Source organism: Flammeovirga pectinis, assembly GCF_003970675.1.
In the GTDB taxonomy this organism is placed as follows: domain Bacteria; phylum Bacteroidota; class Bacteroidia; order Cytophagales; family Flammeovirgaceae; genus Flammeovirga; species Flammeovirga pectinis.
The window spans coordinates 3777467-3796772 of sequence record NZ_CP034562.1 but is presented as its reverse complement, the minus strand read 5'-3'; the positions used below and the strand labels follow the sequence as shown (position 1 = coordinate 3796772).

General features: G+C 31.2%; 17 protein-coding genes. 3 read left to right on the top strand and 14 right to left on the bottom strand.

Annotated elements, in window-relative coordinates:
* Positions 1-170: 170 nt before the first annotated feature.
* The gene (gene uvrA, locus EI427_RS15345; RefSeq protein WP_240655315.1) at positions 171-3020 is read right to left on the bottom strand and encodes an excinuclease ABC subunit UvrA; all 2850 of its coding nucleotides are present in this window, start codon (positions 3018-3020) and stop codon (positions 171-173) included.
* 362 nt (positions 3021-3382) lie between these two features.
* On the opposite strand from uvrA, the gene pruA reads away from it, so the two are divergent.
* Entirely contained in the window at positions 3383-5017 is a 1635-nt protein-coding gene (gene pruA / locus EI427_RS15340) for an L-glutamate gamma-semialdehyde dehydrogenase (RefSeq protein ID WP_126616277.1), read from the top strand.
* 108 nt (positions 5018-5125) lie between these two features.
* On the opposite strand, the gene EI427_RS15335 is transcribed toward pruA, so the two are convergent.
* Genes EI427_RS15335 through pxpA form a run of 3 tightly spaced genes read right to left on the bottom strand, consistent with a single transcriptional unit; the run spans position 5126 to position 7396 of the window.
* Positions 5126-5995 carry a 5-oxoprolinase subunit C family protein gene (locus EI427_RS15335; protein ID WP_126616275.1) on the bottom strand — a complete coding sequence of 290 codons (870 nt, stop codon included), beginning with the start codon at positions 5993-5995 and terminating at the stop codon, positions 5126-5128.
* Positions 5992-6651, bottom strand: coding sequence for a 5-oxoprolinase subunit PxpB (gene pxpB / locus EI427_RS15330; protein ID WP_126616272.1), 660 nt, complete (start codon positions 6649-6651; stop codon positions 5992-5994). The genes EI427_RS15335 and pxpB overlap by 4 nt, the downstream gene beginning before the upstream one ends.
* A gap of 1 nt (position 6652) precedes the next feature.
* Positions 6653-7396, bottom strand: coding sequence for a 5-oxoprolinase subunit PxpA (pxpA, locus tag EI427_RS15325; RefSeq protein WP_170178492.1), 744 nt, complete (start codon positions 7394-7396; stop codon positions 6653-6655).
* A 277-nt stretch (positions 7397-7673) separates the two neighbouring features.
* On the opposite strand from pxpA, the gene EI427_RS15320 reads away from it, so the two are divergent.
* Entirely contained in the window at positions 7674-8126 is a 453-nt protein-coding gene (locus EI427_RS15320; RefSeq protein ID WP_126616266.1) for a hypothetical protein, read from the top strand.
* A 64-nt stretch (positions 8127-8190) separates the two neighbouring features.
* Here EI427_RS15320 and EI427_RS15315 read toward each other — a convergent pair whose 3' ends face one another.
* The 7 genes from EI427_RS15315 to EI427_RS15285 form a co-directional block, all read right to left on the bottom strand.
* On the bottom strand, positions 8191-8646 hold the full coding sequence (locus EI427_RS15315) for a DUF6438 domain-containing protein (RefSeq protein ID WP_126616263.1): 456 nt from the start codon (positions 8644-8646) through the stop codon (positions 8191-8193).
* A 7-nt stretch (positions 8647-8653) separates the two neighbouring features.
* Positions 8654-10447 (bottom strand): T9SS type A sorting domain-containing protein, encoded by a 1794-nt coding sequence (locus EI427_RS15310; RefSeq protein WP_126616260.1) that lies wholly within the window; start codon positions 10445-10447, stop codon positions 8654-8656.
* A 144-nt stretch (positions 10448-10591) separates the two neighbouring features.
* Positions 10592-11296, bottom strand: coding sequence for a Bax inhibitor-1/YccA family protein (locus tag EI427_RS15305; protein ID WP_205727864.1), 705 nt, complete (start codon positions 11294-11296; stop codon positions 10592-10594).
* Positions 11297-11360: 64 nt separating this feature from the next.
* On the bottom strand, positions 11361-12047 hold the full coding sequence (locus EI427_RS15300; RefSeq protein WP_126616257.1) for a YggS family pyridoxal phosphate-dependent enzyme: 687 nt from the start codon (positions 12045-12047) through the stop codon (positions 11361-11363).
* A gap of 5 nt (positions 12048-12052) precedes the next feature.
* On the bottom strand, positions 12053-12607 hold the full coding sequence (locus EI427_RS15295; protein ID WP_126616254.1) for a DUF4199 family protein: 555 nt from the start codon (positions 12605-12607) through the stop codon (positions 12053-12055).
* Between the two features lie 88 nt (positions 12608-12695).
* The gene (gene uraH / locus EI427_RS15290; RefSeq protein ID WP_126616251.1) at positions 12696-13103 is read right to left on the bottom strand and encodes a hydroxyisourate hydrolase; all 408 of its coding nucleotides are present in this window, start codon (positions 13101-13103) and stop codon (positions 12696-12698) included.
* A 75-nt stretch (positions 13104-13178) separates the two neighbouring features.
* Positions 13179-15149 (bottom strand): PP2C family protein-serine/threonine phosphatase, encoded by a 1971-nt coding sequence (locus tag EI427_RS15285; protein WP_126616248.1) that lies wholly within the window; start codon positions 15147-15149, stop codon positions 13179-13181.
* Between the two features lie 290 nt (positions 15150-15439).
* Here EI427_RS15285 and EI427_RS15280 point away from each other — a divergent pair, with 290 nt between their 5' ends.
* Positions 15440-16933: a BamA/TamA family outer membrane protein gene (locus EI427_RS15280; RefSeq protein ID WP_170178491.1), complete on the top strand. Its 1494-nt coding sequence runs from the start codon at positions 15440-15442 to the stop codon at positions 16931-16933.
* On the opposite strand, the gene EI427_RS15275 is transcribed toward EI427_RS15280, so the two are convergent.
* From EI427_RS15275 to EI427_RS15265, 3 genes are all read right to left on the bottom strand, one after another.
* Positions 16930-17226: an ArsR/SmtB family transcription factor gene (locus EI427_RS15275; RefSeq protein ID WP_126616241.1), complete on the bottom strand. Its 297-nt coding sequence runs from the start codon at positions 17224-17226 to the stop codon at positions 16930-16932. The two genes, EI427_RS15280 and EI427_RS15275, sit on opposite strands and share 4 nt — an antisense overlap.
* Before the next feature lie 54 nt (positions 17227-17280).
* A complete protein-coding gene (locus tag EI427_RS15270) occupies positions 17281-18591 on the bottom strand; it encodes a DUF2851 family protein (protein WP_126616238.1) in 1311 nt (436 codons plus the stop codon).
* A gap of 140 nt (positions 18592-18731) precedes the next feature.
* Positions 18732-19136 (bottom strand): hypothetical protein, encoded by a 405-nt coding sequence (locus EI427_RS15265; protein ID WP_126616235.1) that lies wholly within the window; start codon positions 19134-19136, stop codon positions 18732-18734.
* Positions 19137-19306: the final 170 nt, after the last annotated feature.

Here is a 19306-nt window from a genome sequence, read left to right as displayed (position 1 = left end):
TTTTTAATGAGAGAAGATTCTCTCGTAAGTATGATAATTGAATTGATTAGTAATGCGAATATACTAGGTTTGTATTTTAAATGCAAATGAATATAAATAAAGTACAATAATTAGAAGTATATTTTACACTTTATATATTTCACCAAATAATACATAATAAATAGCCTTTTTTACTTCATTTCTTCTTTTAAGAACTTAGCAGTGTAACTCTTCTTACTCCTGCTTACTTTTTCTGGTGTACCTTCAGCTACAATCATTCCTCCACCTCTGCCACCTTCTGGACCTAGATCTATAATATGATCAGCAACTTTGATAACATCGAGGTTATGCTCAATTACTAAAACGGTATTTCCTTTGTCAACAAGTTTATGTAAAACATTTAAAAGGTGTTGGATATCCTCAAAATGAAGTCCAGTAGTTGGTTCATCAAGAATATAAAATGTCTTTCCTGTATCTTTTTTAGATAATTCAGTTGCTAATTTTACACGTTGAGCTTCTCCTCCAGATAATGTAGTAGCATGTTGCCCTAAGGTGATGTATCCTAAACCAACTTCACTTAAAGCAGTTAACTTTCTTAATATTTTAGGGTAAGGCTCAAAAAACTCTGCACCTTGATCAACGGTCATATTTAAGATATCAGAAATAGATTTTCCTTTATAACGTATCTCTAGAGTTTCTCTGTTGTATCTTTTTCCTTTACATTCTTCACAGTCTACATAAACATCTGGTAAGAAATCCATTTCAATAAGTTTCTTACCACCTCCCTGACAGGTTTCGCACCTTCCTCCTTTTACATTAAAAGAGAATCTACCAGGTTTATAACCTCTAATTTTAGATTCAGGTAGGTTTGTAAATAATGTTCTGATTTCTGAGAACATATCTGTATAAGTGGCAGGGTTTGAACGTGGAGTTCTACCAATTGGAGACTGATCTACTTCAATAACTTTATCAACAAATTCTAAACCTTCAATACTTTTGTATTCTTTTGGATTTTTCTTAGAGCGATAAATTTTTTGATTAAGTATTGGGTATAATGTATCGTGAATTAATGTTGATTTTCCAGACCCAGAAACACCAGTAATACAAATCATTTTACCTAAAGGGAAATCTACAGAAACATTTCTAAGATTATTACCATTAGCACCTTTTAATGTAATTGTATGTCCATTGCCTTCACGTCTCTTTTTAGGGATTTCAATTTTTACGATATCACTTAAGAAATCGGCAGTTGTACTTCTTTGCTTAAGAAAATCAGTAGGTGTACCTGCTGCTACTACATTACCGCCATATAGACCAGCTTTAGGACCTATATCAAGAATATAATCTGAAGCGAGCATCATGTCTTTATCATGTTCTACCACAATAACAGAATTACCAAGATCTCTTAAATCATGTAAAGACTTAATCAGTTTAATATTATCTCTTTGATGTAACCCAATACTTGGTTCATCTAAAATATAGAGAACACCAACAAGTTGAGTACCGATCTGCGTAGCTAAACGAATACGTTGGGCTTCTCCACCAGAAAGTGTTTTTAATGAACGGTTAAGTGTAAGGTATTCTAAACCAACATTAATTAAAAAACTAGTTCTTTTTTTAAGCTCTTTGATAATTTCCGTACCAATCGTTTTCTGACGTTCAGTAAGTTTATCATCAATGGTATTCATGTAGTCACCGAAAGTTTGGATATCCATTTCGGCAAGCTCAGCAATATTTTTATCTGCAATTTTAAAATGTAGAGATTCTTTCTTTAAACGAGCACCTTCGCAGGTTGGACATCTTTTTATAATAGTATATTCTTCTGCCCAATTTTTTACTTTTTCGGAACTACTTTTTGCATGGCGTTTAAGAAAAGGAATTACTCCTTCAAATTGTGTAATCCATGGTGCATTGTACTTCGAGTCTTTAGCATTTAGTACTTCAATTTCTTCATCGGAACCATATAAAACTACTTCTATTGCTTCTTGACTTAATTCTGAAACTGGTGTAGATAGTGTAAAACCTCTTTGTTTAAGGTGTTGTTCTATCATCTTAAAGATATAAATATCTCTATACTCACCTAATGGAACGATGCCACCTGCAAAAATACTTTTAGAAGGGTCTGGTATTACTGCTTTCTGAGTAATCTCTTCAATTTCCCCTAAGCCATTACATGTTTTACAGGCACCATAAGGAGAATTGAATGAGAATATATTAGGAGCAGGTTCATCATAAGAGATACCAGATTTAGGGTCCATCAAAAACTTTGAGAAGAATTTGACTTGTTCTTTTTTAGGAGCATCAGGAAATACAGTAAGTATAATTCCTTTACCCTCTTTCATTGCTGTTTTTATAGACTGATTAATTCTGAAGACATCTTTATCTTCTACCTTAACTCTATCAATAACAACTTCTATATCATGTGTTTTGTATCTGTCAACCTGCATTTTTGGAACAAGATCAGTGATTTCGCCATCGATACGAACCTTACTGTAACCTTGCTTTCTAAGTTGAACAAATAGTTCTCTATAGTGTCCTTTTCTACCTTTGATAACAGGGGCTAGGATAATCATTTTCTGACCATCATAATGCTCCATTATCCATTCAATAATTTGATCTTCGGTCTGCTTAATCATTTTTTCTCCTGTCACATAAGAAAAAGCATCAGCAGTTCGAGCATATAATAAACGTAAGAAATCATAAATTTCTGTAGTAGTACCTACTGTAGACCTTGGGTTTCTTGATGTAGTTTTCTGTTCTATAGAAATAACAGGACTTAAGCCTTCTATTTTATCTACATCAGGGCGTTCCATGTTGCCAATAAAAGAACGGGCATAAGCAGAAAAACTTTCCATATACCTTCTTTGCCCTTCCGCATAAATGGTATCGAATGCTAATGACGATTTACCACTTCCGGAAACACCAGTAATTACCACTAGACTATTTCTAGGGAATTTTAAATCAAAGTTTTTAAGATTATTTTCTCTTGCTCCGTAAATAGCAATTTCTTCTTCTATATATGCTTCTGAATGTTGATCCAAAGTTGTATGCACTGATGTGTGTTGAATGAATAACGACTAATGACAATTAAGGATGAATAGCCACCTTAATATCTATTTCCAAACTAAAGAAATAAATGACTTTTAACTCCTTGTTGAAGTAAAATTAAGTAGAAAAATAGCTTAATATATTTAAAGATACTATACACCTTCCAAACCATGAACTAGATTTAATGTTTTAAATCATTTATTCTAGGATTTTTACATAAGAAATCTTATAATTTTGATACTAGTTATTAATAATCGGTTCCCAATACCTACATTTGTGGAACTTAACACATTGACGGTTTTACACATACGACCGCATGCTAATATTAGTATTCACATATCATAAATTTTAACTCATGGCAAAAGGATTTTTCAGCGTACCTACCGCTGTCAACGAGCCCATTAAAAGTTATGCACCAGGAACTCCTGAACGTGCAGAATTAGCGGCTAAAGTGGCAGAAATGTCTTCTCAGAAAGTCGATATCCCTATGTATATCGGTGCTCAAGAAGTAAGAACAAATAATTTAGGTACATGTGTTTCTCCGCATAATCACCAAAATGTTGTTGGTGAATATCACCAAGGGGATAAAGATCATGTGACACAAGCAATCAATGCTGCTTTAGGTGCACGAGATGCATGGGCAGACTTAGCTTGGGAACACCGTGCGTCAATTTTCTTAAAGGCTGCCGATTTATTAGCAGGTCCTTACAGAGCAAAAATTAATGCAGCTACTTTAATCGGTCAATCTAAAACAGCACATCAAGCAGAAATTGATGCAGCTTGTGAATTGATCGACTTCTTAAGATTTAATGTTCAGTTCATGACTGAGATCTATCAAGATCAACCTCAGTCTGGACCTGGAATGTGGAATAGATTAGAATATCGTCCTTTAGAAGGATTTATCTTTGCTTTAACACCATTCAACTTTACAGCTATTGCAGGTAACTTACCAACTGCTCCAGCTATGATGGGTAATACAATCGTTTGGAAACCTTCTCACGATCAAATTTACTCAGCAAACGTATTGATGGAAGTGTTTAAGGAAGCAGGTGTACCTGATGGCGTAATCAACTTAGTTTATGTTGACGGACCAGATGCTGGAGATGTAATCTTTAATCATAAAGAATTTGCAGGCCTTCACTTTACAGGTTCTACTGGAGTATTCCAACACCTTTGGTCTACAATCGGTAATAATATTGCTAACTATAATTCTTACCCTAGAATTGTAGGTGAGACTGGTGGTAAAGATTTTATTTTAGCACACAAATCTGCTAAGGCAAAAGAACTAGCAACTGGTATTGTTCGTGGAGCTTTCGAATTCCAAGGACAAAAATGTTCTGCAGCTTCTAGAGTTTACGTACCAAGTAACCTTTGGGAAGAGGTGAAAGGATATGTTCAAGCTGATGTTGAAGATATTATTAAGAATCATATGGGTACTCCAGATGATTTCAAAAACTTCTTTACAGCTGTAATCAATGAGAGATCATTTGATAAATGTGCAGGTTACATCGACAGAGCAAACGAATCTGCATTATGTGAGATTGTTGCTGGTGGTGGTTACGATAAATCTACAGGTTACTTTGTTGAGCCTACAGTTATCTTAACAAAAGATCCTAACTACGAATCTATGGTAGAAGAGATCTTTGGACCAATTGTAACTATTTATGTTTACGATGCTGAGTACTTCGAAGAAGCAATGTATTTAGTAGATAATACTTCTACTTATGCTTTAACAGGTGCTATCTTCTCTCAAGATCGTTATGCAATTGAGTTAGCAACTAAGAGATTAGAAAATGCAGCAGGTAATTTCTATATCAACGATAAGCCAACAGGTGCTGTTGTAGGTCAGCAACCATTTGGTGGTTCTAGAGCTTCTGGAACAAACGATAAGGCGGGTTCTGCATTGAACTTGTTACGTTGGGTTGCTCCAAGAACGTTGAAAGAAACATTTGTTTCGCCAACAGATTACAAGTACCCATTTATGGGTTAATAATGATAATCTTAGAATTGAAATTAGTGAAATATTAATTTTTAGTTCTTGAAAATCATTATAAATAGATCTTTTTTTAAGGAGTATAATTCTACGGAATTGTACTCCTTATTTTTTAGTCAAAAATTGAAATGTTATACGGTATTTTGGCTGTAATTGAGCCAATTGATCACAAGCTCTTGCAGTCAGGTTTAATATTCTCAAATACCCTCCTGATGTTGGTGAGTCTGCCATCATGATTATTGGAGTACCAGCACTAGTTATTTGTATTGTTCCTTTTAACATTCCAGAAGAAATTATCTCTTTTTTTTCACCTAAAGAAATTGGTTCCCCTTCTATACGGTAGCCAATTCGGCTAATATCTTTTCCTATTGTGTAAGTTGAAGAGAGAAGTTTTTGTTGAGATTCAACCGGAAGATCATTCCATTCTGGTCCACACATTACTTCTAACGTAGTAAAATTGGTGAAAACTTGTTGTTTTACGACACTGAAACTATTTGAGAGAATTTTAGGATTAGAGAGCGAAACAATATCTCCTTTTTCTAATTTACGTCCTTTATAGCCTCCAAACTGAGAAGGCAGATATGTAGATTTACTATTGTAGATTTTCGGTATATCAATTGAGCCACTGATAGCCAAATAACCATACATTCCTTGCTTTGCGAAACCTATACTTAATATATCATCTGTAGTAAGTGTAATTATTTTTCCTTGTGAGACTATATGATTATTAAGTTTTAATTCCATATGGGCACCAAAGAAAGCGATAGAAAACTCAGTATGTGCTTTTATTGTACAACCAATCATACAGCATTCTAAAACAGCAGAATTAATAGGATTACCTAGTAAAGAATTAGCAATATGTGCAGACGATTCATCCATAAATCCTGAGACCGGAATTCCTTGATCTTGCACTCCATACCTTCCATCATCTTGAATAGTTGTAAGAAATCCACCTTTTATAATTTCAAAACTCATATACTCATTTGGTTATAGGTTTCAAGGTCAATAGGTCTGAATTTTACTAAATCACCCATTTGAACAAGAGGTTTCTCATTAAGTTTAAAGATTGAAAGAGGTGTTTGTCCTATAATTTGCCATCCACCTGGAGTTGCAGACGGGTAAATACCTGTTTGTTTATCAGCTAAACCAACAGCGCCTGCTGAAATTTTAAGTCGAGGATTTTCTTTTCGAGGAATAAATAATTTATTATCTAACCCTCCTAGGTACATAAAGCCAGGTGAAAACCCTAACATGTATACAGTATATAAAGGTGATGTATGAAGTTGGATAATATCATTAATAGTAAGAGCATTATGATTCGCTACAAATTCAATATCTAACCCTAATGAAGGGTCGTAACATACGGGGATTTCTATAACCTTTTGATCTGTTCTTGTTTTTATTTTGATATCTAAATCTTCTACTTTTTTTCTAATTGATAGGAAATCGGTTATTGAAGAGTTGAATACTATAGTGATAGAATTATAGGCAGGGATAATAGATAGAAGTCCATCAAAAGAAACCTCAATTAATTTTTGATAATAACTACTTACTAGTAAATGAATTTGAGTTGAAATTATATTTTCAAATTGAATGAGTAATCCATTTTCTCCAAACTGTTTAATGGTCATATTAAATATATGATTTTATTGAAATATCAATTTCTTTTAGCTGATGTGTAACAAATTCTAATAGCTCCAAAGTTTTAGGAGTATCCCCATGAAAACAGATACTGTTTATTGAAAGGGGAACAAGTTCATTGTCAATACTAAGAATTTTCTGTTTTTCAATTAAGTCTTTGATTTGCATCCATACTTTTCCTTTTTGATGAATAACAGCTTTTTTATGTGTTCTATTTACCAAAGATCCATCAGAGTTATATCTTCTGTCAGCAAAACCTTCTTTAATAAATTGAATATTTTCTTTACTACAAAGCTTTTCTAGTTCTGAATTTGGAATACCCATTACTGCTAAGTCTATATTTATTTCTTTTACAGAAGTAATGATAGAAGCAGCAGTTTCTTTATCGTTCATAGCTCTGTTGTACAAAGCACCGTGAGGTTTTATATAGCGTATAGTTGCGTTATTAGTTTCTCCAATTGTAAGTAGTTGATTTATTTGATCTAATAAGGAATCAATCAGTTGAGTGGATGAAATTTTCATCATTGTTCTACCGAAGTTTTTTTTATCAGGGTAAGAGGGGTGTGCTCCAATAGTAACATTATATTTTTTAGCAAGTAATATAGTAGTTGCCATGCTATTTTCGTCACCAGCATGTCCTCCGCATGCTATGTTACAAGAAGAAATTATTTTCAATAGGCTTTCATCAAAAGAAAAGCCTTCGCCTAAGTCTGCGTTAAGGTCTATAAATTTCAATATTATTTAATTTTTATTCTATAAATCACATCATAAATATATGGTAATCAACTGGTAATACTTTGAAATTATCGATTAAAAATAACTTTGTAAGTGAATATAGTACTTTGTTTTTTATTGAAAATGAATAAATACTTCTTTAATAATAATGTTTATTGAGTGTTTGTGTAATTGTTAGCTGTAATTCTATTACATCTATAGATAAATAGTATAAATCAAAAAATAGACTTAATACGTGTAAATAACCTGTACCTAATTACATCTAATATTACCAGCCATGAAAAACCTATTGATTAACTCTTTATCTATTTTTATACTTCCTTTTTTATTAATCTCTTGTTTTGAAAATAACGAAGAGGTAACGATTAATACAAGTCAGTATGTAGAGGGGCAATATATTATATCAGGTTTTGGGTTAGAAGGTACGTCTGAAGTAGATACTCTTTCAGCAGATGAGTTTGGTAATAGTTATATATCAATTACAAGTAGTAATGATACTTTGGTAACAGTAAGGTTAGTATTATCAACAGAAATTGTTGATTTCACATGGAATTTACAAGGACAAAATGTAGAAGATACGAGCACGTCATCAGAATATCCTTATACAATTACACCGGGTACTTCAAGTTTAAATAATCTACATATCTATATTACAGAAGATAAAAAGTTAAAAGCTGTTTTTGATCCTGCTTTACAGCCAAATATTAAAACCATTTATGCTTCATTATAAAAAAACACCTATTTACAACTTGCGTAAATAGGTGTTTTTTATTAGAATTCAAGATCTGTAAAACTTAGAGCTCATATTTTTCCCAACCTTCCAATTCAAGTAGATTAGCGATATTATTTTCTAACATCTTTAATTCTTTTGGAGCACCATAATAATCTTTTACAGTATATAAAGAATCATTGGTGAGATAACTTATGTAAGTTGTTGGTAGATCTGTAACCTTGGCAGTGTATTCCGCTTTAAAGTTATCAAAGCCAGTATCCTCAAATGATTTAACGAGTGTTTTATATTGTTCATCATTTAATTTAAGAGAATATTTACCTTCAAATTGAAGATTGCTTTTAGCATCTAATAGTACTTTTTTTGAATTATAAATTATGATAGAGTACTGTGGACAGTTACCTCTACAACTAGTTTTTGACATTTTAATTACTTCAATATCCTCCGTATTTTGACTTGTTGTTTTAACACAAGATGAAATAGAAAAAAGAAGTATTAGAATGAAAAATATATTTGTCATGTTATTCTTAATTTTTGATTACTTTAAATGTTTTACCATTATCAAGTGTAATGAAATACATTCCATTTTTCCCTTCAAGAGAAACTTCTGTATTAAAAGTATTTGCTTTATAAGTTCCTTTCAATTTACCAGTAATATCATGAACATATATATTCTTGATGTCTTTATCTTGGTAACTAATATTGATAAGACCATTTGTAGGGTTAGGTGAGATTGTAATCGTGTTCAACTCATCTAATAAGCTTGTTACTGTATTGACATTTTTAGTTAATTTGATTTCATATTCAGCGTCAGCATCACCATCAAGTTTAACATCATTTCTCGTAATTACTATTATTTTAGTTGCATAATCACCAGGCTTTTCAATTTGAATTTTGCTTTCTTCTGAACCACTTTTAACCTCAATTTTATTAGTTGTGCTGTTATATAATATAATATCAATATTAACTTCATCATCTTGATTTGACATTAACTCAAGAGAAATATTGTCAAGGTTCTCAGTTTTTAAAGATAGGTAATCTACAGAAAGTCTGTTAAGTCTACTATTACCATCAGAATTACCATTATATGAAACACTATCTGTAGATTCACCATTAAAACTCACTTCATTTTCAAAATAAATTGGTCCTATATCTTGATGTAAGAAGTAGTAATTTTGAGTATCATCAGTATAATATTCTCTAAGATGTTTTCTGTATTTAGCGGCATCATTATATGCATAGTTTTCTGTAATTTTCTTATCATCTGTAAGAATACCATTAGTAATTCTAAATACTCTATGAATGTCAGTAAAGTCCATTTCAAAAAGACTTTCTAATTCTTCATCAATAAATGTATACCCTTCATCATTTATAACATAGGTAATGCCTCTTTCTAGAATTTTTCTTAAGAAAGGATGATCCTTGTCTTCCAAATTTTCATAAATCAATTGAAAAAACAACCAACCGCTATACCACCTACTACTTTCGTCTGTATTATTGTCAATAGTATATTTACCATAATCTAAAGCATAATCAGAATCTGTAAATGATGAAATATATTGAAAATTATCAGTAAGATCAGGATAGATTCTTTTTTCTTCCCAAGCACCTTTTGCTTCTAAAAACCATGTTGGGAAATTATAATTATAGCCAAAATCAATCATATGTGACAACTCATGTGCTAGAGTTACCTTAAGATTTTCTTCTTCAGAATTATTAAAATTATCATAGTTGTTTCTTAAATTCATATGAGAAGTGTAAGAGGCTACTTCTGTGATTGTTGTGGCAGAATTATTTCCTAAGTTATTTTCAGGAACTACAGTACCATAGACGCCTGCATTTAAGCTATAGATATAGATGTCAGGCTTATCAGATCCACCAGTATTATCTGCTGGAGGTGAGTTAAAACCCCTATCTTGAATATCTATTTTGAAGACATTATCAGATATTTTAGCAACCAAATCAATGTAATCTGGAATGTTGTTTCCATCTTGATCTGTTTGGTCTACAGCATCATCTCCTTCATTAGTATAATGAAGAGTAAAATATGTAGTTTCATAAACTTTAGGAGAATTAAATGAATGTCTTTGAACTGCATCAGAAAATGCAGCTTGAGCTTTAGAGTTTAGTTTGTCCCAATTATTTAGTGCTTCTAGATAAAGTGGAGTTCCACAACGAGGAGTGTGTACATGTGTTCTTTCATTTGAAAAATGATCTTGCTTAAGTTTATTAAGCAAATATTCGGAGTAGTCATTGTCTTGAGCATATGAGAAAAATGAAGACAATGTTAAAAATAATAAAGTAATGTAAAATTTAGTCATAAAGAGTAGTTTGTTAATGAATTTAAATGAGGTAACAAAGTACACGTTTTTATATTTTAGAACCTACTACTTTTTGATTTAAAACAAAGAACCAACTTCAAGTAATGAAGTTGGTTCAATAAAATATTTATTTTGTCTTTTCAATTAGTTTCTACGCCCGCCAAAGAAACGAAGTAGATATAAGAAAAGATTTATAAAGTCTAAGTATAAGCTTAAAGCACCTAGAATAGCCATTTTTCTAGAAGATTCTCCATCTAAAGATTGGTATCCAAGCTCTTTAATTTTTTGAGTATCGTAAGCAATTAAACCAACAAAAATTAATACACCTATTGCTGATGATGCCCAATAAATCATAGAACTCCCAATAAATATATTAACTACAGAAGTTAAAATTAAGCCAAATAAGGCCATAATTAGTAAACTTCCCATTGCAGAAAGATCTTTTTTAGTAGTCATTCCATATATACTCATTCCTACAAAGGTACCTGCTGTAACAAAGAATGTGCTTACAATTGCATTTATATCATATACATAAAATATACTAGATAAGGTTGCTCCTGTTAAGGCAGAATATAATAAGAAAAGTAATGTTGCTGTAGTACTAGATAATTTATTTATAGCACCACTTATGGCAAATACAAGTCCTAATTGAGCTATAATTAATACCCATCTTGCGCTGGCTACCATTTGAACAAGTTCGTATGTATTTGCTATAAACATAGATGTTAGTGCAGTAATTATTAAACCAGCACTCATCCATCCATATACTTTAGCCATAAATGAACTTTGAACATCTTCTATTTCTTTTTCAGAATGTCTTCTATTATATGAATAATTTTGTTCGCGCATATTTGTATTTAGTTAAGATCTAATTTTGTTTATAGATGATTTAAACGATAAATAAATTAGATAGTTACACATTTCCATAGTTTCTAGCACCAAAAATAGCACTCCCCACACGAACCATTGTACTCCCTTCTTCGATTGCAATTTTGTAATCACCAGACATACCCATTGATATCTCTTTTAAATCGACATTTTCTAAAGTATTAAACTGATTTTTAAGGTCATCAAATAACACTTTAAGTGATGCAAATTCTTTACGGACCTGTTCTTTATTTGTAGTATTAGTTGCCATTCCCATTACACCAACTATCTTGATACTCTTCATAGTTTTAAAAGTATCTGATTGTAAGAGATCAGTTACTTCATCTTTAGAAAAACCAAACTTAGTTTCTTCATTTGCAATATAAATTTGGAGTAAACAATTGATTACTCTGTCATTTTGAGCAGCTCTTTTTTGAACTTCATTTAATAGTCTTGGGCTATCTATAGAATGAATTAAAGAAATAAAAGGAGCAATGTACTTCACTTTATTTCTTTGTAAATGCCCAATCATATGCCATTGGATATCTTTAGGAAGTGCATCGTTCTTATCAACAAGTTCTTGAACTTTGTTCTCACCTAATATTCTCTGTCCAGCATCGTAAGCCTCTTGAAGCATCTCAATAGGTTTAGTTTTACTTACTGCACATAAATGACACGCCGTTCCTTCTAATTCCTTATTGAAAGTGGCTAAGTTTTCTGAAATTGATGACATATACTTTATTTCTTTTTGATGATGAGCATGAATAGGAAAGTAAGGAAAATACCTAAAAATAGCATCCCTATTGCTTGGTCTATAGCTAAAATACTTGGTGTTAAGTTATCGAGTTCGGCAACCTGCTTATTAAATTCAGTCTCGCCAAGTTGCTCAATAAAAATCTCTTTACCTTCTAGCATTAAGATTTTTAAATCTGCAGCATGTCTAGTAATAATTGCTTTCCCAAGTTCTTTTGTACTTAGTATAATATACAGTAAAAAACCGTAGGTAGCAGAACCTACTGTATTTAAAGTAATTCCTATCAAAATTCCTTGTGGAGCTTGCATTCTCCCATTGTTCAGTTTTAATCTGAAATAGCTCATTGCTCCAGCAAAGAAAAACCCATAAAGTGGGAAGTAGACGTTTTTCCATCTACCAAAAGAATTTTCTCCTATTTGATTTAGAAGTAATATATAGGCGGCACATACAAATGCAGCCATAACCCCAGCAATAGCACCAACCTTAAAAAGATCTGGGCGTAAAAACTTTAGGGGCTGATTATTAGTTTGATTTGTCATAATTCAATTTTATGGAACAAAAGTACATAAAAAATGAACTATTTAGCTTAAATAAAGAGTAGACTTTAATCTTCTTTAGAAGATAAATTTAGTTGCCTCTGTAGGTTGAATAACCAAAGGCAGATAAAGTGATAGGTACATGATAATGTTTGTCGTCTTTTATTTCAAAAACAACTTCAATAAAAGGGTAGAATGATTCGATTCCTTGCTTTTTAAAATAAGGACTAACAAAGTAAGTGAGTTTGTAGATTCCTTTGTGATTTGTTTTATCAGTACTTTTTAGGAAGTCCTTAATTCTTCCATTTTCATCTGTTACTTTTTGATCAATACTTATCCAAGATTTGTCACTTTTTAATTTTTCGAGCTTAATTTTTACATTTTGAGCAGGAGCTCCTTTTGTAACATCAAGAATATGACTTGACAGTTGATAAGATTCTTGAGAGTATGATATACCAGAGTATAGTAGGATTAATAATCCTGTAATAAAATTTTTCATTAGGTTGATTTTAAAAGGTGGGTATTCAATTAGGATTTATATATCTAATTAAAGATAATTATTTATTAGGTGTTTTTAAAGTCGAATTAGAAGTAAGGTAAAATCATCATCCATGGCTTTTTTACCCATGAACTCATAAATATCAACTAAAATTTTATTGGCAATTTCTTTAAGAGGAAGTTCATGGTTATGCTCTAAAATTTCTTTCATCATATCATAACCATATTCATCGACTTTATTCTTGCTTCTAGCCTCTGTAATACCATCTGTATAAAGAAGCAAAAGATCTCCTTCTTTATATTGTATTTCGTGGTTATGGATAAACTTTTTGTAAGAGTTGTTTCTTACAATACCTAAGCCTAGTCCACGGTTATCTAAAAACGTAGCTTCTTCTTTTTCTACACTATAATACAAAGTAGGACAGTGACCTGCTCTAGCATAATCAACTTTCTTTTCTTCTGTATTTATATGTAAATAAGTAGCAGTAATAAAAGTATCTCTTTGAATACATCCTGTCAAGGCTGCATTTGCTCTAATAAAAAACTCATCTGGTTTAATACCGTCTTCTCTAGCTAGAGAATGATATATACCCTTCATTTGAGCCATATTAAAAGCAGCTTTTGGCCCTTTACCAGATACATCTGCAATAATAAAGCTTACTTCTTGATCATTAATTCGGTGCATATCATAATAGTCTCCTCCAACAACAATTGCAGGTTCCCAAGTTACATACACTTCAATATTTTCATTAATTTCTAAACTCTTTGGCATTAATGCTTCTTGCGTTTGTTTCGCAATTTGCATACTGTTCTTATATACCTCGTTTTTTACAGCATTTGATAATAAATCGAGGTTAAAAAGTGCAATTCCTGCTTGAGCGACATACGTTCCAACAGTAGATTGCATTACCGAATCTATAGAGTTCTGTAAATTTTTTACAAGAATTAAAGAACCACTAACAGACTGATCTACTATAATAGGCATAGCTAGAATAGATCTATAATTTCTGTTGACAGATTCTTTCCTAAAATAAGGTTGAAAATTCAATTTTAAAGGAGCAGAACCTTGATAGTTTGCATCTTTTAAATCTTGATTTACAATTAAAATATCTTGTTTGCTAACACCGTAAAATGTCTTGACATTATAATTTCCATCAATAATCCACCCTGCATCTGCTTGAATACTCTTTAAAGAACTATCAAGAAGTACTTTGTATACATCGGTGTCTTTTTTTCCATCTCTAACAGCTAAACTTAGATCTCTAAAACTACTTATCTCTTGCTCTTTTTTCTCAAAAACAGAAGAAGTCGGTAAACTAAAGAGCATAAATAAAGCAGACGATGCCGCATATACAAAGACAAAAATAAATAATGTACCAGGGAATAAGTTCTTTATTAAATCGTCTGAAATAAGTGATTGCTCATAAAAGTAAAACTGAAAACTTGCAACAAAATAGCTAAGGGCAAGCATTATAAATGCAAGCTTAAATATTCCTTGTACTTTTTGCTGAAAGTTTAAATGAGGTACCCACCTTACGTTTACAGAAATAATAAGAATCCATACAATTAAAAATGCTATCGGAATTTTAAAATAGACATCAATTGTACCTATTCTAAAGAAATGAGCAAGCATTGTTATTCCAAGAAATATCTCGAATGCATTCCAGGTATAGTGCGTAAATTTTGTTTGCTCAAACAGTATTAATTTTTTCCATATTACAAATGTGCTTATGAGCAGTGTCATAAGTAAAGTAAACTCAATATGGAAAAATATAGCGTAGAGAAAAGGAAGGTTATATTGTAATTCGTCTCGTAACCATGTGAGTAATAAGTTTACCCCCATAGACATTAAAGTAGAGAGTAATGCAACTACAAAAATTTGCCATAGTAAACCTTGGAAATCCCGTTCCTTAGGTTGAAAAAACAACCAGATTAGAAAGTAAGAGCTAATAATCCAAGCATTTAAAATTAATCCTTTAACAAAAGAAGGGAAAGGTGCATGCGGGATATTGTAATCCGTTAAATATTGCTCCCTTACGCCAATCATAAGTAGAAGAATCCAACTAACAATACAAGCAATTGTACTGATACGTTTAATACTTTTATAATTAAATATCTCGTTTATTTTAGCTTCTCCGCTGATAATAATTGTATTTTTTTTAGTGAAATTAAAATTACTATATTACTATTTCTTAGTAATATTGAACTTATATTGCAAAGTTATTAAGTAAGTTACTTAACTCTAGAACAAATATAATCTACTATTATACTTTTTCTATATAAAAGTACTAATAATAGTTAGATACTTAATTGCTTGATTTTTTCATCCAAGCTTCAGTGAATAGAAACCATATAAAAATATATAGATCATCTATTGTTTTATTTGTTTTGAAAGCTATTGTTTCTGTCTTTTTATTTTGTAACCCAATTACAGTGCAAGCTCAGAATGACTTGTTACTTACGGGTTTAAATGAATATAAAGCGGATACAATTGGCTATGTTACAATAAATGAAATTCATTTAATTGGTAATAAAAAAACTAAGAAACAAATTATTTACCGCGAATTAGATATTCGTGAAGGAAGCTTAGTGCCCAAAAAAAATATTGAAAATTATATTACTAGCGAAAGAAATAAAGTATTTAATACTCAACTTTTTGAAAGTGTTGATGTTTTAGTTACTCAAGTGGCCGATGATGTGATAAATATTGATTTTATCATGGTTGAACGTTGGTACACTTGGCCTGTTCCTTTACTAGAGTTAGCAGATAGAAGTTTTAATGAGTGGTGGAATAACAGAAATCACGATTTATCTCGTATTCAATATGGACTAGATTTTAAGCAGCGGAATATGAGGGGTAGAAACGAAACTTTAGACCTTTTGGTAAAGTTGGGCTTCTCTCGTCAGTTTACTGTTGGTTATTCTTTTCCTTATATCGATAAAAAACAGAAGACAAGTTTATCCTTTAAAGGAACATTTTTAGAAGAAACAACGGTAGCCTACAAAACAGAAGAAAATAAATTTGTTGAAGTAGAAAATGATACTGAAGTTTTAAGAAGATCTTGGAATGGTGTTATCAATTTTGGTAAAAGATATGGTTTTTATGATCATCATAATTTCTCTTTTCAATTTACTAATGATCAAGTTGCAGACACTGTTGCAATGCTAAATCCGGATTTCTTTTTAGATGGTAGAACCGAGTTGAAATATTTTTCACTGAGTTATACTTACACTAGAGATAAAAGAGATATAACAAGCTACCCATTAGATGGCTACTATTTAAAATTTTCATTAGAGAAAATAGGATTAGGAGTTTTTGACGATATTAATAGTGTTAATGTAGCATGGACTGTCAATAAATTTCTTCCATTAGGAAACACAAAACGATTCTTCTACTTTGGTGGTTTTGCTGGTAAAATAGGTTTTCCAGAACTAGTACCATATAATAATATGAGAGCTATTGGATATGGTAGTTTAATGGTAAGAGGATATGATAACTATGTAATTGAAGGACAGAATGTAGGGGTGCTTAAAAATGAAATGAAATGGAGAGCACTATCTACAAAGCTTAAATTTGATTCGATTATTAAATCAAAACATGTTAAGCAAGTACCTATAGATGTTTTATTTAAAGTCTACCTAGATGCAGGTTATTCTTATTTTCCACAAGTTGACCCCTCAAATGCAGAGTTTACAAATACACCCTTAATAGGATACGGCTTTGGATTAGACCTCGTTACTTTTTACAGTTCAGTCTTAAAATTCGAGTATTCGTTTAATAGACACGGAAAGGGTGGAGGGTTTTACTTTTATTACTCAATGGATCTTTAACCCATATTACACTGACATTCCTCTAGGCAAGACATTATATTCATAACAGCCTTTTCCTTTAAAGAGTAATAAATATTTTTACCCTCTCTTTTTGAAGTCAAAATCCCTTTGAGCTTCATATTAGATAAATGATGAGAAGTTAAAGATTGCTCACAATCTAACTGATCACAGATTTCGCTTACAGATAATCTATTATTACAATCCAATAATTCTAAGATTCTTAATCTAACCGGATGTGCAATTGTTTTTAGAATAAAAGCTGCCTTTTCAATTTTATCGTATTCTATAGACATTGGTGGATAGGTTTAATCTGTTACATTGAATTAGTTGATCCCAAATATACAAACTTATGATGAGATGTTCATGTGTTCGTTTTTCTTAGTTAACAAATGATGTCCCATTCCACATTCAAGACATCTTGATTTTGAGCAGTAATTATTATAAAGTTCAAGAAGTGCCTGAGAATCTAAAGAAGAATTATTTTTTAATCCTAAAGCAGTCCATTGCCTTGTGATTTTATTATTTTCTTTAGGTATCTGATCTAATAAAGAAATTGCCTTTTCTGTATAACTTTCTAATTCTTTATCTAATCCGTACGCAAATTGTAGAGGGATAATCACATTAATTAATAAAGACTGTAAAGAGGCTTTACCAATATATTTAGGGATTACTTTAGTAGATTCTTTATTAAATAGATAATGAGAATGCCAATAAGAAGATGTTGGAATCTTCATAAGTCTATAAAAAATATCGGGAGAGTTAATGTGTAAAAACGATGAACATAAATGAGGGATATTTGTGACAATAGCAGCTAATTGAGCAATTCTAATACTTGGAAAATTAGCGGGTCGTAATCTGAGATAATTCCATTCTACCTTACTCATTTCTTTACCTTTTAAATTGTATTTATGGCTCAAAAATTTAAATTCTCTAACTAATTTTTGAGTGTATTCATCAGTAATAGTATTTTGATCAATTAACCCAGAAGCACCAAATAAAAGAGCTTCATTCTGAAAAGGAATATGTGCATGTAGTTTAAGAAGGCGTAGAGGTATCAGAGTTGATAGGCGTTTAAAAGCATCATTATTTACTTTAAACCCAAAGTATTCTGTAAGTATTTGATAAGTACATTCCTCCCAATTTCTATCAAGGTTTTTTAATAATGATAAGATATCTGAAGCTTTTCTCTCTACTCTTTCAAATAGAACTCTGTCAAGCATTGAAACTCTTTTAATTCGAGGTACATCAACTAGTAATTGTTGGCACTTAATTGTATTGCCTTCTAAAAACAGATGATCAAATTTCTCTATTAATTTATGATCTACTAATGGAGTTAAAAGTAATGTAGGGACTATAGTATCATCTTCTCTAACAATATCATAATCATAAGTCCAAACTACATGTAAAATTACATTTTTATAGGCAGGGTTATTATCATGTTTATGTTTTTTCCAATCAGAGGCATTTTTATGTATTTCTATATGTCCATACCAATCAATATCATTAATAGCGATAGAAGCATTTAGAAAATCAGGCCCTGCATTATGATTATGTAGACCAGTAGACTTAATCGTTAAAGTTTCTTGCCTTTGAGTAGACAAAGAAGTTTGCTGAAAGTATTTAAACTTCCAGATAAAGTGTAGAAAATTTTCTTGCATGAGAATCGTTAGTTTGCAGTATTTTAAATCATTAGCTTCTCAATTTACTTAAATTTTAAATAAAGAAAAAGCCAAGCAGACGAATCTACTTGGCTTTATTCTGAGTTATTAAAAATAGGATTATTATTACTTTCTACTAATTATCTTCTAGCATAGACTAAAATTTTTCTTTGAAGTCTATTTATATCTTTTTGATCTAATGATGCAAAGCCATTTTCTAAAGCTTTAAAATAGGTATCTCTAGCCTTTACTTCGTCGCCCTTAGATACATAATAATCACCAAGAACTTCTAATGTTAAACCATTTTCATCTATTGATAAAGCTGTATCTATCCACTCTTTTGCTACTTCTAAATCTCCTTGCCAGTTAATAGTTAAAAGTGCTGCATTCTTGAAATTTTTCCAATCATCAGGAGATGCGTTATTTACCATTTTTACAAGCTTTGCACTATTCTCTTCTGTAGGAAGTTCTAAGTCGGAAGTATTTGCAAAACTTGATACTATTGTTGCTAAGAAAAGAAATGTTGAGATGAATAAATTTTTCATGATGTTTTTGGTATTGAGAGTTGTAAAATAAATTAATTTGACACACTTATATACATTCCATCTTAATGCCAATAAATTATAATTATCTTATAATCAATTGATTAGTGTTTAATCAGAGTGTTTTTTAATCATTAAGAAGTTCGAAAGCGAACAGTTTTGTTCCGATTGAA

Coding starts and splice junctions, on each gene's coding strand:
- pruA (WP_126616277.1), top strand. CDS start 3,383: ATGGCAAAAGGATTTTTCAGCGTACCTACCGCTGTCAACGAGCCCATT.
- EI427_RS15335 (WP_126616275.1), bottom strand. CDS start 5,995: ATGAGTTTTGAAATTATAAAAGGTGGATTTCTTACAACTATTCAAGAT.
- pxpB (WP_126616272.1), bottom strand. CDS start 6,651: ATGACCATTAAACAGTTTGGAGAAAATGGATTACTCATTCAATTTGAA.
- EI427_RS15320 (WP_126616266.1), top strand. CDS start 7,674: ATGAAAAACCTATTGATTAACTCTTTATCTATTTTTATACTTCCTTTT.
- EI427_RS15315 (WP_126616263.1), bottom strand. CDS start 8,646: ATGACAAATATATTTTTCATTCTAATACTTCTTTTTTCTATTTCATCT.
- EI427_RS15310 (WP_126616260.1), bottom strand. CDS start 10,447: ATGACTAAATTTTACATTACTTTATTATTTTTAACATTGTCTTCATTT.
- EI427_RS15305 (WP_205727864.1), bottom strand. CDS start 11,296: ATGCGCGAACAAAATTATTCATATAATAGAAGACATTCTGAAAAAGAA.
- EI427_RS15300 (WP_126616257.1), bottom strand. CDS start 12,047: ATGTCATCAATTTCAGAAAACTTAGCCACTTTCAATAAGGAATTAGAA.
- EI427_RS15295 (WP_126616254.1), bottom strand. CDS start 12,607: ATGACAAATCAAACTAATAATCAGCCCCTAAAGTTTTTACGCCCAGAT.
- uraH (WP_126616251.1), bottom strand. CDS start 13,103: ATGAAAAATTTTATTACAGGATTATTAATCCTACTATACTCTGGTATA.
- EI427_RS15285 (WP_126616248.1), bottom strand. CDS start 15,149: ATGATTGGCGTAAGGGAGCAATATTTAACGGATTACAATATCCCGCAT.
- EI427_RS15275 (WP_126616241.1), bottom strand. CDS start 17,226: ATGTCTATAGAATACGATAAAATTGAAAAGGCAGCTTTTATTCTAAAA.
- EI427_RS15270 (WP_126616238.1), bottom strand. CDS start 18,591: ATGCAAGAAAATTTTCTACACTTTATCTGGAAGTTTAAATACTTTCAG.
- EI427_RS15265 (WP_126616235.1), bottom strand. CDS start 19,136: ATGAAAAATTTATTCATCTCAACATTTCTTTTCTTAGCAACAATAGTA.